The following is a 14,815-nucleotide window of genomic DNA, read 5'->3' as shown; positions in this document are numbered from 1 at the left end:
CACACCGCTCCGGTCACGAGTCACACCGCTCCGGTCACGAGTCACACCGCTCCGGTCACGAGTCACACCGCTCCGGTCACGAGTCACACCGCTCCCAATACGGTTCGGTTAAGGTAGTTTATTCCTCGAAGATCCCCCCAACCCCCCTTAAAAAGGGGGGCTTATAAATAACCATCTTTTACCCCCTTTTTAAGGGGGTCGCCGTAGGCGGGGGGATCTTAACCGAACCGTATTGACACCGCTCCCGTTTGTTGGGGAGTGTGTAGACGCAAAGCGATTTCTTACTAGATATCCCTGCGTAGCCAGAGCTACAACAGGCGATGTCTACGACGGGCTATTCGCTGTCGCACTATTGGTCTGTGAAGCTAAAATTAACAGGTAAACAAGTTCAGCAAGATAAGAATAGTTCATGCGGCGAGACTCGATATTTTACAAACTATTTCAACAATCTCCCACATTATTATTTGAATTATTGACCAATCCGCCGACAAATGCTAACGCCTATGGATTTGACTCAGTAGCAGTCAAAGAACCCAAATTTGAAATAGACGGCGTATTCCTTCCACCAGAAAATGCCGGTGCAGGGGTAGTGTATTTTTGTGAAGTGCAATTCCAAAAAGATGAACAGCTTTACGAAAGAGTATTTGCTGAGTCATCATTATATTTTTACCGCAACCGTGAGAGATTTAGCGATTGGCAAGTAGTCATCATTTACCCATCTCGCAGTTTGGAACAAAGTCAAATTCATCCCCATCGCTCATTGCTCAATGGCGGACAAGTGCATCGAATATATTTGGATGAATTGGGGGATATTCAAACCTTACCTTTATGGGTAGCGCTGATGGTCTTAACGACAGTCACAGAAGAACAAGCACCAGAACAAGCCTTGGATTTATTAACCAGAACTCGGCAAGAACTATCATCGCCCACAAGTCGCGCCATAATAGAGATGATCATAACGATCATGGTGTACAAGTTTGAGCAGTTAAGTAGAAGAGAGGTAGAGTCGATGCTGGGAATTACACTCCAGGAAACGCGAGTTTATCGGGAAATTAAGGAAGAAGGGCGTGAGGAAGGGCGCGAAGAAGGGCGTGAGGAAGCAACAGTTAATCTAGTTAACCGACAGCTAACAAAGCGATTTGGTGAACTGGCTCCAGAAATGCGTTCCGCCATCACTGGTTTACCTTTACCTGTTCTGGAAGACTTGAGTGAAGCACTGTTAGATTTTACTAGTGTGGCTGATTTGCAGTCGTGGTTAGCAGGGCGATAAGTCCGCTCCTCATTAAAAATTTCACAAAATCTCTGCCAACTTTATCAGCAGACTATTTGCTAAATCCAATAACTTAACGTCATCTGTATCAAGACTATTTTCTTCACCAGCTAACAAGTTTCTCACAGCAGATAACCTATCATCGGTTTTAGAAATTCTCCAAGATTCTTCTAAGTTTACTGCAAAATCAAACAGCGATCGCTCTCCTAAATACTGTCTTACCCTAATAGCTACACTATCATTACTTACCAAAAACTCTTTGATAGCATCTAATTGAAAATTACCTAATATTTCGTCATGTCCCCACGTTTCTAGCCAGTCTCCATCCACATCTTCAACGTAAATATTGACAAAATCAACTCCATAAGTTAGCCAGTTCTGCTGCATTTGTCGCGCCGTTGCTAAAGCTTCAGCAAATGTATCTACTTGATTGTTGCAGTGAGTTTCTCTTTTGTTAGCCATAAAAGCTGTAATTAGCACGTAAGTATGTAGGCTAGAACACAAATCTGAAATATCAAATTCCTGAAAATTCACGAAAATTTTAAATATTTGCCACCAGAAAGGTAATCACTGTTATACAGGGCCACGTTGACTAACTGGTTAACAAAATTAGCGTCCTTGGGATTGTAACTTAAGAACAGTCCTCTCTCGATTTCCCACGATCGCAGTGTATTTTGCCAAGCTTGGTACTTTTGTTGATTAAGTTCTTCACTAACACTCGTCACTTGAATGCACAGTGGTTGATTGTTACGACTAACAATTAAATCTGTTGCCATAGAAAGGTCGGCAATATAACGCTGCCAAAAACTACCTTCTCGACTGACAATATCTTGAGCGATTAATTTAATGATATCATCATCAAGCTGATTAAATTCGCCTGCCATTAATTTTTGTTTCCAAATATAAAACTTGGAGTCACTTGCATTGAACCATCTGGGAAAGAGATAACCATACCAATATCTCTCAATCGGCGTCATTAGCTCGAACTTTGCTTTTTGTTCTTCTTCTGAAGGTAAGGATTTGATTATCAGCCAAATTGTAGAATCCGTAATCACCTCTAGCAGAAAGGCAATGACAAAGGGTTTTGCAGTCAGGGAACCTGGCTTAATATCCTTTACCCAGCGATTGATTTCGTCTAATCTTCTCGCTAAATTATGATCTATCGAGGAGGCTTGGAGGGTAAGGGACTTTAGCTTCTCCTTAATCTCTTTAGCTTGCAAACGATGCCCTAGTTTCAGTAGATAACGCTTTTTTCACACATTTATAACTAGATTTTAACTTGAAAATGTCTTTACTTAATTTCCTGGTGTTATTAAATATTCTCTAGGTCGATGCCCTGTGTACGTAAAACCTCCCGCAGTCGAGCAATTTCTTGCTCTGCTTGTTGAGCGCGTTCTTCTGACTGTTGGGCGCGTTCTTCTGCCTGTTGAGCGCGTAAACTTTCTTGTTCAGCCAGTTCTTCAGATGATAGTATTAATTGATTTTCAGTAGTGAAGAATCTTAATTTACCTTCATAAACTCCCAAATAAAGTTCTAACTGCTGACTCCACAAACGTCCATCAGTGGTGGGTTGAATCTCTTGATACTTACCATCTACTAAATGAAATCCCTGAAGTTCCATTGTTACAGGATGAAACCAGAAATAATCTGGTGTACGGAAGGTATCCTGGTAAACTTGTTTTTTTAAGCCTTTATCAACTGCTGCTGTTGAACTTGACAAAATTTCCACAATCACATTTGGATATTTGCCGTCTTCTTGCCAAACTACCCAACTCTTACGGTCTTTTTTCTCGGTTCCCAAAACTACAAAAAAGTCTGGGCCACGGAAATGTTCTGATTTTTTCTGGTTAGGACTGTAATAAATCGTCAAATTGCCAGAAGCATAGAAATCTTGCCTTTCTCGCCACCATAATTTGAGGATGCGAATCAGCAAATCGATTTGTTCTCGGTGCAGGTCACTTTCCAAGGGTGGTTCGTCACTCAGTATATCGCCAGGAGGAAAAATAACTTCGTCTTCTGTAAGACCATCAGATATTAATTCTAGAGTAGCAGGTTCAGACATCAGCGATCGCTCCGCGATTTAGATTTATTTTACTGAAAATTCGGTAACTTGCAGATGGCTTTGAGAACTTGTAATAACTCGATTGCATCTGGAGATTCATTCAGACTTAATAATGGCATTAACTGATAATTAGGCTGCTCGTCATGTCTTAAATAAACAAATTGATAACGCAGTCCGTTAGTTACCAAACCCCAAACTGATGGTTGTTGATCTAAACTTTTAAAAGCATAAGTGAGTAATTGAGGTAAACCCTCACCCACTTCAAGCGCACTGTTTTTCGTTTCAATTACTACAACCAAAAATGGCGGTGCAATATTACTTTCAGGACTGTTAATGGCTAGAATATCCATCCGCCCAGTAATTCTTCTGTCTTCATCTTCGACTGCGATCGCAATGCTATCTTCCATTGTCAACCGAATCGGCACATCGTAAAACCCAGCTAACCGCATTAGTGGCGCAATTGTTATAAATTTAACCAGCCCTTCAGATATTTTACCTGCGCTTAAGTAACGTTCAAAGTCGTTTATGATTCGCAATAAATCCTGCTGTTCAAACTCAGAGAGTGGTTCTAGCCTTAAGAAATCTGTAAATGAACCATTTGAAAGCTTTTCTAATTTGAGAAAGCGATGAACATCGTTCAGAGATAGGCTGCTAGCTTCAACAGTAAGCGTCATAATTTTAGGCTTTGTTTGTCAAGAGTACTTACATATTGCAACATTATCATTAAATCCAATATACAAGGGGCATTCCTGGTTGATAGCCCAAAAAAGAAGATATATTTACCCTTACTCCTTGTTTTATAGTTGTTACAGCATGTATAAGAGTTGAATCAAATAGTAACAAGTCGCCCGGTTCTGTTTCTATTTCTATATCAGGTAGGGGCAATTTATTTCGATCATATCCAAATTCACTGCCAGCTAGACTTAACTGTTGTAATTCAACTTCACTAAAATGCTGTTTCCATACTTGTAATTTTCCACCTTCAGGAGAATTTTTTAGATAAATATTCATCGCAAACTGGATTTTAATTTCTTGAGAAATTTTCAGTTTTGGTACATCTCTATACAAGATATCGTTGTGAGGAATAAATTCGTAATATTCTGGAAAAACACGCACAAGTGCCGGGGTCATTGATTGACCATCTATAGATACGCATTCTGCACCCATGTCAGCATCTAGCATTTTCCACAATTTATCAAGTGGCGAAGGGTAGGGTAAGCAGCTAGAACGGATTTCATTCTGAAAGTAATCTACATGATCTAAATAATTGGCTAAAGCTACTGGATCGGTATTGCCATCAAGCCCATAAGTTTCAAAAAAACTCTGTCCAATACTGAGCATTTTTTGAATATTCTGATAGTTTGACAAGCTTTTACTATTTAACAATCTGTCAGCAATCTCTAAAGCTTCATCGGGAGGAATAAAGCCGTGTATCCTGATGCCGATAGCTTCAGATTCACACCACTCTTCTAATAAAGCTTTAGTGATCGTTTTTGCTTCAATAATTGATTTCATTTTAATTTTATCCAAGCTTTTCTAATTGACAAACTTAAGCAGATAGCAACATACAGCATAATTTGGATTAAAACAGGCTTCATACCTAATAATCTGTACTTTGCCAAATCATACTTATATTTCCTAATGGTTTGGTTTTGGAGGGTGAAAATGGATGTAAGCTAAATAACTCGGCAATTTTCACCCAGCTTAACGAAAATCTAAATCCTGTCTAGCACAACTAAGCTAAAAATAGTTTTTAGTAACAATAGCGATCGCACTCATAACCAACTATGTCTCAACCAACTATAGAATCAATCCTACACGAGAATCGCCTCTTCCATCCTGCCTTGGAATTCTCGCAAAAAGCTCATATCAAAAGCCTAGATGACTATCAACGTATCTACGCTAAGTCCAAAGCCGATCCGCAGCAATTTTGGGCAGATTTGGCTGGAACAGAATTAGAATGGTTCCAAAAATGGGATACAGTATTAGACTGGCAACCACCTTTTGTTAAGTGGTTTGTTGGCGGTAAGATTAATATTTCTTACAACTGCCTTGACAGACATCTCACTACCTGGCGCAAAAATAAAGCCGCATTGATTTGGGAAGGAGAACCAGGTGATTCGCGTACCCTCACTTATGCCCAACTGCACCGGGAAGTTTGCCAGTTCGCCAATGTATTGAAGCAACTGGGTGTACAAAAAGGCGATCGCGTTGGTATTTATATGCCGATGATTCCCGAAGCTGCGATCGCTATGTTAGCCTGTGCCAGAATTGGCGCACCCCATAGTGTGGTATTTGGTGGTTTTAGTGCCGAAGCTTTGCGCGATCGCTTAATTGATGCTCAGGCTAAACTGGTAATCACGGCTGATGGTGGTTGGCGCAAAGATGCGATCGTTCCTCTCAAGGAACAGGTAGACAAAGCCTTAGCTGATGGTGCTGTTCCCAGTGTCGAAAATGTCCTCGTTGTCAAGCGGACTGGACAAGAAACTTCTATGCAGTTGGGCGGACGCGATCATTGGTGGCATGATTTGCAAAAAGGAGTATCAGCCGATTGTCCCGCCGAACCGATGGACAGTGAAGATATGCTGTTTGTCCTCTACACTTCAGGCAGCACGGGCAAACCGAAGGGCGTAGTGCATACAACTGCTGGTTATAATTTGTATACTCATATCACCACCAAGTGGATATTCGACCTGCAAGATACAGATGTATATTGGTGTACCGCCGATGTCGGTTGGATTACGGGACACAGCTACATTGTCTACGGCCCCCTTTCCAACGGTGCAACCACGATAATGTATGAAGGTGCGCCTCGTGCTTCTAATCCTGGCTGTTTCTGGGATGTAATTGAAAAATACGGCGTTAATATTTTTTATACCGCACCTACAGCTATTCGGGCATTTATTAAGATGGGAGAACAACATCCGAATGCGCGAAACCTGTCTTCGTTGCGTTTGCTGGGAACTGTCGGCGAACCGATTAACCCCGAAGCTTGGATGTGGTATCACAAAGTAATTGGTGGCGAACGTTGTCCAATTGTGGATACTTGGTGGCAAACGGAAACTGGCGGTATCATGATTACACCGCTACCAGGGGCAATTCCCACCAAACCCGGTTCTGCAACTCTTCCCTTCCCCGGAATTATCGCAGATGTCGTGGATTTAGAAGGAAACACCGTACCCAATAATGAAGGCGGTTATCTGGCGGTGCGACATCCTTGGCCAGGAATGATGCGGACAGTCTACGGCGATCCAGAACGCTTCCGCCGCACTTACTGGGAACACATTCCGCCCAAAGATGGTAACTATATTTACTTTGCTGGTGATGGTGCTAGGCAAGATGAAGACGGCTACTTCTGGGTAATGGGTCGTGTGGATGATGTACTGAATGTCTCAGGGCACCGACTCGGTACAATGGAAGTAGAATCAGCTTTAGTTTCACATCCAGCGGTTGCAGAAGCGGCGGTAGTGGGTAAACCAGATGAACTCAAGGGTGAAGAAGTAGTTGCTTTTGTGACTTTAGAAGGCACTTATCAGGCAAGTGAAGAGTTGAGTAAAGAACTTAAGCAGCACGTTGTCAAAGAAATTGGTGCGATCGCACGTCCCGGAGAAATTCGCTTTACAGACGCTTTGCCCAAAACGCGATCCGGTAAGATTATGCGGCGCTTATTGCGGAATCTAGCCGCTGGACAAGAGGTATCTGGTGATACTTCGACCTTAGAAGATCGGAGCGTGTTGGATAAGTTACGGGAAGGCACGTAACTTATCCAAATGGTCTTCTAAAGGCGCACATCTGTGTGCTTCTCTTTGTGGTGCGTTAGCGTGTAACGCGCCCACATTTTATGATGGAGATAAGAACATTATTGAGGCATTGAAGGCGATGAAGCTGAAGAGCAAACCCAAATCAGCATTTGTTCAACCTTTTAGCTGCATGATGCTGAGTATTATCACTGTAATGGGGATATCACCATTAGTCTTAGCGGTTCCTGGACAAGTTTCTTTGCATTCGCCAGAACAGTCTGCACAGAGACAACCACAAAAAATAGCACAAGCTTCAGGTACAGATACACCAGAGCGATCGCAGATCCTGCAACAAGTCAATGCTTTATATAATCAGGGAGACTTCAAAGGCGCAGAGGAAAATTTACGTAAATTCATTAAAAAATTCCCAGAAGATGCATTTGGACATTTTCAACTGGGAAATGCGCTTTTTCAGCAAAAGAAACCAGAAGATGCAATTAGTTCCTATCGAGAAGCCATTCGTCTCCAGCCAAAATACGCTCTAGCTTACAATGCGATCGGTATGGCTTACGCTAGCCAAAGTCGCTGGCAAGAAGCCATTACTGAATATAAAAAAGCTCTGGAAATCAATCCTAATTATGGCGAGGCGCTGACTAATTTTGCACTGGCAATGTGGCAAACAAATAAAAAAGATGAGGCGCTATCTTCTTTAGAAAAAGCTTTAAATATTTTCAAATCACAGAATAGAGGTGAAAAAGTTAACCAAGTAGAACGAATTTTAAAAGAGATCAAAACTGCTGATGAGCCTGGTGTTTCATAAACATCATAAGAATCTCACGTAGAGACGCAAGAGTTTTTTGTCTTTGCGTGAGGATTACAATAAGAATCAGACAAACCTTCGTTAAAGCCTATGACTTCCCTATCGGCATTAACTTTACCCGATCACACTCAGTTACCAGACTCAGACGGTACATTCGTGAAAAACTGGCAAGAGCATCCCCAAAGTATCTTACTTACTGACTCGATTAAACTTGTCTTAGAGGAACTTCATTCTGATAGTCAATATTGTATCGGACAAGATTCTGGTATCTACTGGCGATTGACAGATCCTCCTGAGAAAGGGGCTGAAGCACCAGACTGGTTTTATGTACCCAATGTACCACCGACACTTAACGGTAAAATGCGCCGTTCTTATGTGCTGTGGAAGGAGTATGTCGCGCCCTTGATTGTGTTGGAATTTGTCTCTGGAGATGGTTCAGAAGAACGAAATAACACACCGCCATCTCAAGGGGAAGGTGGAAATGTTGGTAAGTTTTGGGTTTATGAGCAGGCAATTCGAGTGCCTTATTATGGAATTTATGAAGTAGCAAAAGCACAGGTTGAAGTGTATCACCTAGTCGATAATACTTATGAATTAATGCAACCCAATCAACGAGGACATTACCCAATTGTTCCTATGGGGGTGGAATTGGGAATCTGGCAGGGATTTTATCTGAATGCTGATTTACCTTGGTTGCGCTGGTGGGATGCCCAAGGAAATTTACTGCTAACGGGTGAGGAACGGGCGGAAGTTGAGCGACAAAAACGGGAGAGAATTGTAGAGAAATTGCGATCGCTCTCTGTTGAACAACTCAATGCTTTAGGAATTGACTCAGAAATGCTGGATTAGAAAAAGTTTCTTAGTTAGCTCTGGTGTTATTTTGGGTAATATTACTAAAGAGTCTTTAAATATACCAGGGTTTACATGGCAACTTCACCACGAATCGAGTCTAGTAATCTCAGCATAGCGGATCTATTCAGAGAGTTTTATTCAGTACCAGATTTTCAGAGAGAATATGTTTGGGAAAAAAGTAATGTTGAAAAGTTACTTCAGGATATTGTGTATGAGTTGTATGACGAAGGCGAAGTAGTAGAAGATGCTGAGTATTTTCTGGGTTCTATTGTTGTATTCCGCGATGAAACCGAAACTTCTCAGTTAATTGATGGCCAGCAAAGGTTAACAACTATTTATCTAATGTTCTGTGCTATTCGTGATTATCTTCTTGAGTTTTTTCTCGCCTTCTAAATATTCTTCTGGGGAGATATAGTACTCACTTTGGCTAATGACCATTTTAGTACCTTAGTAGTTTTATCAAACATTTTAACCGATACAACAAATTTAATGAGCAACAGCGCCACCAGTTGGCTTCACCTTTTTCAAGAATAAAACGGCAATTCCACTGAGTAACAATGCAATGCCAATAAAGTAGAAACAATCGTTAAAAGCCATTACAAATGCTTCCCGGCGGACGATGTTGGATATAGATGCGATCGCTTGATTTTGTGCTGTGCTTAAATCTGCTCCGCGACTAATAAAATACTGTGTCATCTGGTCAATTCGCTGCTGAGTTTCTGGGTTATATAAAGATACTCCATCACCCAATCTATTCGAGTGAAATTGCTCTCTATTAGCTAATAAAGTCGCTAAAGATGCAATTCCAATAGAACCGCCCAGATTCCGCATCATATTAAATAAACCACTTGCCGAACCTGCTTCTTTCGGACTCAAACCAGCAGTAGCAATAGAACTAAGCGGTACCATAATTAGGGGTTGTCCCATTGCACGCACAAATTGTGACCAGCGTAATTGCTCTAATCCTGTTTCATTAGTCATTCCAGAGTTCATAAATGCACTGATGGAAAACAAAGTCACACCAAAAGCTACCATGAAACGCACATCAATACGTTGCATCAATTTTGGGATGAGAGGAATAATAAACAGTTGGGGAATACCAGCCCAAATCAATACTTCACCAATTTGCAGAGCATTGTATTTTTGAATTTGAGCGAGATACAACGGTAAAATATAAATTGAACCATACAATCCTACCCCCAACGACACATTAACAATACTGGCTAAACCAAAGTTCCGCCTAGACAAAAGGCGTAAATTAATAAATGGTTGCTTCCGAGTTAATTCTATAAAGAAAAATATCGCCAAAAAAATTGCCGCAATTACGCTTAAGCGTACAATCAATGCTGAACCAAACCAATCTTTACGGCTACCTTCTTCTAAAACAACTTGTAGGGAACCTAAGCCAATAGCCATTGCAATAATTCCCCACCAGTCACCTTGTTTAAGTAAATTAATTTGGGGTTTTTCTTGCTTAATTCCGTACCAAACACCAGCCAGCATTAATGCCCCTGGAATTACATTTATATAAAAGTTGTATTCCCATCCAAAATTTTCGGTTAACCAACCTCCTAATGTCGGGCCAATTGAAGGTGCAAAAACTGCACTAAAACCGAATGCAGCCAGTCCAACTGATTGTTTTGATTGGGGTAAAGTTGTTAAGACAACTGTCATAGCAGTGGGAATTAATACTCCTCCACTAAAACCTTGTAAGACTCGAAAGAAAATCATGGAATTGAGATCCCACGACCAGCCACAGCAGATAGAAAAGAAAATAAAGAGTGCAGTATTGACTAACAGATAACGTCGCAGAGAAAATACCCGTGATAACCATCCTGTTAGAGGAATTACCACAATTTCTGCTACGAGATACGCCGTAGAAATCCAAGAACCTTCTTCGAGCGTTGCTCCTAAACTTGCTTGAATATCTTGCAGCGAAGCATTAGTGATTTGAATATCTAATACCGCCATAAATGCACCAAGCATACTGGCTAATACACCAATCCAGGTTTTTAGCGGTACATACTCTGGTGGTAAAGCAGGATTTTGCCCTTGCTGACGAATTACACCTGTATTAGCCATAACTTTGTTCCAGTTTCAAGGTTAAGTAGCAAAAAATGTTATTATTAATCTTATACCAACATGCCCTTTGCCTCTGCGTAAGCTTGAATCAGCAACGCTAAGAATTAACAAATAATTGCTATAGAAAGCCCCATTAACATAAATATAAATTTAACTGCGGTTATTTAGCTTAAACTTCTTGAGTCGTAATAATCTCCTTTTGCTGATAAATGGGACGCATTATTTTCCTTAAAGCAGGCAACTGTCTGCTAAAAATAATTGACCCTAAAATACAAGCTATCCCATCAATAATTAAAGTATTGGGAGCGCCAATATGACTTGCTAATAAACCTCCTAATAAATTACCCACGGGAATCATCCCCAAAAATGACATTGTGTATAAGCTCATCAATCGCCCACGTTTGTCGTCTTCAACAATGGTTTGTAAAAATGTGTTGCTAGCAGCAATTTGGAGAATTGTTCCTAAGCCAACAAATAACATTGTAAATAAAGAGAGTGGTAAAAATCGAGAAAAAGAAAAGGCAATTAGACCAGTTCCTAAAATTGCTGGAGCTAAGGCAATCAATTTCCCAATTCCTAAGATTGTTTGGCGCGTAGCTAGATAAATACCACCAGTTAAGGCTCCAACTCCAGATGCCGCCATCAAAAAACCCAAGGTTTCTGCACCACCTTTGAGAACTTGTTCGGCAATCACTGGTACTAAAATAGTATTTTGCAGTCCCATCAGGCTAACTAAAGCTGATAGTAATAAGACGGATCGAATAGGTGAGAAACTAAAGGCATATACAAATCCCTCTTTCACTTTTTGTAAGGGATTACCGTCAGTTACCGAATTTTTCCAAGGTTTAACTTGCATTGCCAATAAAGCGGCGATTACAGCAATGTAGCTCAAACCATCAATTAAAAAACAATAGCCAGTTCCAACGCCAGCAATTAATAAACCCCCGATCGCAGGGCCAATTAATCTAGCACCGTTAACCATCGTGGAGTTAATAGCGATCGCATTGGCTAAATCTTCTCTGTGTTCAACCAATTCTGGCACAAAAGCTTGACGGGCTGGCGCATCTAAGGCGTTAATAAATCCTTGGAACAAACTCAAGGCGATGATCTGCCATACCTCAATCACTCCAGTTAGCGCCAGTACTGCTAATGTTAACGATTGAATCATCGCCAAGATTTGCGTACCAATTAAGGTACGATATCGAGAAAAGCGATCTACAAATACTCCGCCAAAGGGAGCTAAAAAAAAGTTAGGAATTTGACTAGAAAATCCCACAACTCCTAGCATTAATGGGGATTTTGTCAAGTCATAAACTAGCCAAATTGTGGCAAGTTGTGTCATCCACGTCCCAATTAGGGAAATACCTTGTCCGGCAAAAAACAGCTGGTAGTTTCTTGACCTTAAAGCAGGTAGTAGCGATTTTTTCATCTCAGGCTTGCTTGATACCAATCTGCTTTCATAAATATCATCTCACCTCATCTCTATAGGCCTCTCTTTAGATGTAGGAGAATGTCATAGGTAGAAAGAGGTTTTTCAATCTGTTTGCAAGGCAATTTTAGTATTAATGATGTTGATGTCCGGGCAACTAACCATAATACCTGGAACCCCACCCCGCCAAAGCTGTGCTTTGTCTCCCCTCCCCGAAGATCCTACGGTGTACACACAAGTCTGAAATAGCTGATTAACCAAGGTTTTACCCCACCCTAACCCTCCCCTTATAAAGGGGAGGGAACTAGATTTATTTTCTTGTTTCCCCCCTTTATAAGGGGGGATTAAGGGGGGTAATTCGACTTTTGTGTACACCGTAGCCCTGCTTTTCGGGAGGGGTTGGGGTTCTTTTATTATGGGTAATTTGGGGGACATGATATTACTTGACTTCCACCGCAACTTCCGCAGACATCCCAGGAGTAATCCGCGATTCGTATCCTTGAATGCTCTTTTGATCGAAAACTACTTTTACTGGAATGCGTTGGACAACTTTAGTAAAGTTACCTGTAGCATTATCCGGTGGCAATAAGGCAAACTGAGCGCCGGAAGCTGGCGAAATACTGTCAACACGACCGATAAAGGTGTGATGAGGGAAACTATCCAGCTTGATCTCTACTGGCTCTCCTGGGCGCATCTTTTCTAATTGAGTTTCTTTGAAGTTCGCAACTACCCAATAGCTGTTATCCACGATCGCCATTAATGGTGTTCCCGATTGGACTCGGTTGCCAATTTCGACGTTTTTCCTACCTATGCGTCCGGCACTGGGGGCGGTAACATTGGCATAAGATAGTTGCAATTGTGCATCTTTAAGCGATGCTTCTGATTGCGCGATCGCCGCTTTTGCCGCTTCGTATTGACTACGTTTGACTGTTGTATCTTGTCCGCCTGCGGTAGCTTGTTGCAATCCTCCCTTAGATGCTGCCAATTTAGCTTGGGCGTTGGTGACATTTTCTCGCGCTTGTGCTAATTGAGATTGTGCTTGGGCGACACCAACTTTGGCGGAGGCAAACTTGGCTTTGGCTTGTTCGACTCCCTGAATAGCTGCGTTTTTCTGTGCCGTCGCTACATCATAAGCAGCCTTGGCTGTGTCTAGTTGCTGACGAGGAATCGCACCTGTTTTATACAATTCGTTGTAACGATTGTAGTCTGCTTGGGCTTTTGACAAATTTGCATTTGTTTGCGCTACCTGCGCTTGGGCTGCGGGAATCCCAGCTTGAGCTTCTTGTACTGCTGCTTGGGCTGCGGGAATCCCAGCTTGAGCTTCTTGTACTGCTGCTTGGGCTGTAGAAATTGCTGCTACTGCACCACTGACATCTCCCTGCGCTTGAGTTGTCTTACCAGTGGTGGTTTGTGAACTTAAAGCAATATTTGCTTGGGCGGCTTGCGCCTGACCACGAGCATTTTCTAGGGCGGCGGCGGCTTGTTGTACCTTACTTTGATAGTCTCGTGGATCTAACTTCACCAACAATTGTCCCGGTTGCACCAGTTGGTTATCATTCACCAGCACTTCACTTACAGTTCCGGGAATGCGGCTACTAATTTGGTGAATGTTTCCCGCAACGGTGGCGTTGTCTGTTTCCTGGTGGGTGGAGGCGTATTGCCAGTAGTGATAACCAAAAGTACCTGCGGCGATCGCACCCACGCCTAATCCTGCCAAAATTAAACCAGTCGGTCTTTTGCGTTTCGGTGGAACTTCTTTCTCGATTTCAGGAGTTACAACAGGTGCCTCTGCTGTTGCCGATGTCTCTGTGGTAAAAGTTTCTAAAGTCTCGGAATCAGGAATCAATTGTTTTTCTAAAATTGGGGTCTTGTATCCGTTACGTCCGTTAAAAGTATTAGCACCCATGATTCTTAACTCGCTTGTTCGTTGAATAATTTTATTGATTGATAGTCGTTTATTTAGAATGCGTAGTATTTCCTGAAAAAAATCCTTCTTTGCTTAGTATGCGTATTATTATCTCAAAACAAATCTTTACAGCACCTCACCCGAACGGGTGATTGTGAGATCATCTTTAGGAGAGGTTAGCGATCGCCCGATTCAAGATTTGGGAAAACAGTTCTCGGTCAGCAAAGGAAATACCGTCCATCGCTTCATCACGCACGGCTGCGGCGATTGGCGGTAAGACAGCTTCTAGTTCCTTACCTGCATCCGTGAGCCAGATTCGCCAGATGCGGCGATCGTGGGTGTCGCGTTCTCGACGCACCAAGCCGCGTTCTTCCATCCGATCTAATACGCCTGTTAAAGTCCCTCCCACTTGTTTGAGTTTGTCTCCAATGCTAGAAGTAGGTAAACCATCTTCTTGCCAAAGACAGCACAACACCAACCAGTGAAATGGTGTCAATCCAAATGGTTCTAGCTTCTCAGTAAACTTGCGACTCAGCAGTTGTGAGACTAATTTGATTCTGTAGCCCAAATTGTATGGTGCGAGATTTTGCTGCCACGACTCTAAAGTGGGGGAGTGATTAGATGTAGAAACCATTTCATAAAATACTTAGGGTA

14 protein-coding genes are annotated in these 14,815 nt (G+C 41.9%); 5 read left to right on the top strand and 9 right to left on the bottom strand.

Translation table 11 applies throughout. The annotated features are described in order from the left end of the window. Positions 1-409: 409 nt before the first annotated feature. Entirely contained in the window at positions 410-1,270 is an 861-nt protein-coding gene (locus V7K62_RS05300) for an Rpn family recombination-promoting nuclease/putative transposase (protein WP_334862409.1), read from the top strand. A gap of 21 nt (positions 1,271-1,291) precedes the next feature. On the opposite strand, the gene V7K62_RS05295 is transcribed toward V7K62_RS05300, so the two are convergent. From V7K62_RS05295 to V7K62_RS05275, 5 genes are all read right to left on the bottom strand, one after another. Then, entirely contained in the window at positions 1,292-1,732 is a 441-nt protein-coding gene (locus tag V7K62_RS05295) for a hypothetical protein (protein ID WP_334862407.1), read from the bottom strand. A 68-nt stretch (positions 1,733-1,800) separates the two neighbouring features. After that, positions 1,801-2,490, bottom strand: a complete 690-nt coding sequence (locus V7K62_RS05290; RefSeq protein ID WP_334862405.1) for a hypothetical protein — start codon at positions 2,488-2,490, stop codon at positions 1,801-1,803. A 92-nt stretch (positions 2,491-2,582) separates the two neighbouring features. Continuing rightward, positions 2,583-3,332 carry a Uma2 family endonuclease gene (locus V7K62_RS05285; RefSeq protein ID WP_334862403.1) on the bottom strand — a complete coding sequence of 250 codons (750 nt, stop codon included), beginning with the start codon at positions 3,330-3,332 and terminating at the stop codon, positions 2,583-2,585. A gap of 29 nt (positions 3,333-3,361) precedes the next feature. Beyond that, entirely contained in the window at positions 3,362-4,006 is a 645-nt protein-coding gene (locus tag V7K62_RS05280; protein ID WP_334862401.1) for a restriction endonuclease subunit R, read from the bottom strand. 49 nt (positions 4,007-4,055) lie between these two features. Next, entirely contained in the window at positions 4,056-4,847 is a 792-nt protein-coding gene (locus V7K62_RS05275) for a 2OG-Fe(II)-dependent halogenase WelO5 family protein (protein ID WP_334862399.1), read from the bottom strand. 272 nt (positions 4,848-5,119) lie between these two features. On the opposite strand from V7K62_RS05275, the gene acs reads away from it, so the two are divergent. The 4 genes from acs (at position 5,120) to V7K62_RS05255 (ending at position 9,137) form a co-directional block, all read left to right on the top strand. Beyond that, positions 5,120-7,093, top strand: coding sequence for an acetate--CoA ligase (gene acs / locus V7K62_RS05270; protein ID WP_334862397.1), 1,974 nt, complete (start codon positions 5,120-5,122; stop codon positions 7,091-7,093). 118 nt (positions 7,094-7,211) lie between these two features. Beyond that, on the top strand, positions 7,212-7,892 hold the full coding sequence (locus V7K62_RS05265) for a tetratricopeptide repeat protein (RefSeq protein ID WP_334862395.1): 681 nt from the start codon (positions 7,212-7,214) through the stop codon (positions 7,890-7,892). 90 nt (positions 7,893-7,982) lie between these two features. Further along, positions 7,983-8,741, top strand: a complete 759-nt coding sequence (locus V7K62_RS05260) for a Uma2 family endonuclease (RefSeq protein ID WP_334862393.1) — start codon at positions 7,983-7,985, stop codon at positions 8,739-8,741. 75 nt (positions 8,742-8,816) lie between these two features. Beyond that, positions 8,817-9,137 carry a DUF262 domain-containing protein gene (locus tag V7K62_RS05255; protein ID WP_334862391.1) on the top strand — a complete coding sequence of 107 codons (321 nt, stop codon included), beginning with the start codon at positions 8,817-8,819 and terminating at the stop codon, positions 9,135-9,137. A 93-nt stretch (positions 9,138-9,230) separates the two neighbouring features. Here the strand turns inward: V7K62_RS05255 and V7K62_RS05250 are convergent, their stop codons facing one another. The 4 genes from V7K62_RS05250 to V7K62_RS05235 all read right to left on the bottom strand — a co-directional run bounded on the left by V7K62_RS05250 (position 9,231) and on the right by V7K62_RS05235 (position 14,795). Then, a complete protein-coding gene (locus V7K62_RS05250; protein ID WP_334862389.1) occupies positions 9,231-10,826 on the bottom strand; it encodes a DHA2 family efflux MFS transporter permease subunit in 1,596 nt (531 codons plus the stop codon). Between the two features lie 169 nt (positions 10,827-10,995). Further along, positions 10,996-12,255 carry an MFS transporter gene (locus V7K62_RS05245; protein WP_334862387.1) on the bottom strand — a complete coding sequence of 420 codons (1,260 nt, stop codon included), beginning with the start codon at positions 12,253-12,255 and terminating at the stop codon, positions 10,996-10,998. 439 nt (positions 12,256-12,694) lie between these two features. Then, positions 12,695-14,161 carry an HlyD family secretion protein gene (locus V7K62_RS05240; protein ID WP_334862385.1) on the bottom strand — a complete coding sequence of 489 codons (1,467 nt, stop codon included), beginning with the start codon at positions 14,159-14,161 and terminating at the stop codon, positions 12,695-12,697. A 166-nt stretch (positions 14,162-14,327) separates the two neighbouring features. After that, on the bottom strand, positions 14,328-14,795 hold the full coding sequence (locus V7K62_RS05235; protein WP_334727527.1) for a MarR family winged helix-turn-helix transcriptional regulator: 468 nt from the start codon (positions 14,793-14,795) through the stop codon (positions 14,328-14,330). Between the last annotated feature and the right edge of the window lie 20 nt (positions 14,796-14,815).

It is taken from the genome of Nostoc sp., from assembly GCF_036917935.1.
Lineage (GTDB): Bacteria > Cyanobacteriota > Cyanobacteriia > Cyanobacteriales > Nostocaceae > Nostoc.
The sequence above is the reverse complement of the archived record's forward strand: the minus strand, read 5'-3'. Positions and strand labels throughout refer to the sequence as shown.

Coding starts and splice junctions, on each gene's coding strand:
- V7K62_RS05240 (WP_334862385.1), bottom strand. CDS start 14,161: ATGGGTGCTAATACTTTTAACGGACGTAACGGATACAAGACCCCAATT.
- acs (WP_334862397.1), top strand. CDS start 5,120: ATGTCTCAACCAACTATAGAATCAATCCTACACGAGAATCGCCTCTTC.
- V7K62_RS05235 (WP_334727527.1), bottom strand. CDS start 14,795: ATGGTTTCTACATCTAATCACTCCCCCACTTTAGAGTCGTGGCAGCAA.
- V7K62_RS05280 (WP_334862401.1), bottom strand. CDS start 4,006: ATGACGCTTACTGTTGAAGCTAGCAGCCTATCTCTGAACGATGTTCAT.
- V7K62_RS05275 (WP_334862399.1), bottom strand. CDS start 4,847: ATGAAATCAATTATTGAAGCAAAAACGATCACTAAAGCTTTATTAGAA.
- V7K62_RS05285 (WP_334862403.1), bottom strand. CDS start 3,332: ATGTCTGAACCTGCTACTCTAGAATTAATATCTGATGGTCTTACAGAA.
- V7K62_RS05265 (WP_334862395.1), top strand. CDS start 7,212: ATGAAGCTGAAGAGCAAACCCAAATCAGCATTTGTTCAACCTTTTAGC.
- V7K62_RS05250 (WP_334862389.1), bottom strand. CDS start 10,826: ATGGCTAATACAGGTGTAATTCGTCAGCAAGGGCAAAATCCTGCTTTA.
- V7K62_RS05300 (WP_334862409.1), top strand. CDS start 410: ATGCGGCGAGACTCGATATTTTACAAACTATTTCAACAATCTCCCACA.
- V7K62_RS05295 (WP_334862407.1), bottom strand. CDS start 1,732: ATGGCTAACAAAAGAGAAACTCACTGCAACAATCAAGTAGATACATTT.
- V7K62_RS05255 (WP_334862391.1), top strand. CDS start 8,817: ATGGCAACTTCACCACGAATCGAGTCTAGTAATCTCAGCATAGCGGAT.
- V7K62_RS05260 (WP_334862393.1), top strand. CDS start 7,983: ATGACTTCCCTATCGGCATTAACTTTACCCGATCACACTCAGTTACCA.
- V7K62_RS05245 (WP_334862387.1), bottom strand. CDS start 12,255: ATGAAAAAATCGCTACTACCTGCTTTAAGGTCAAGAAACTACCAGCTG.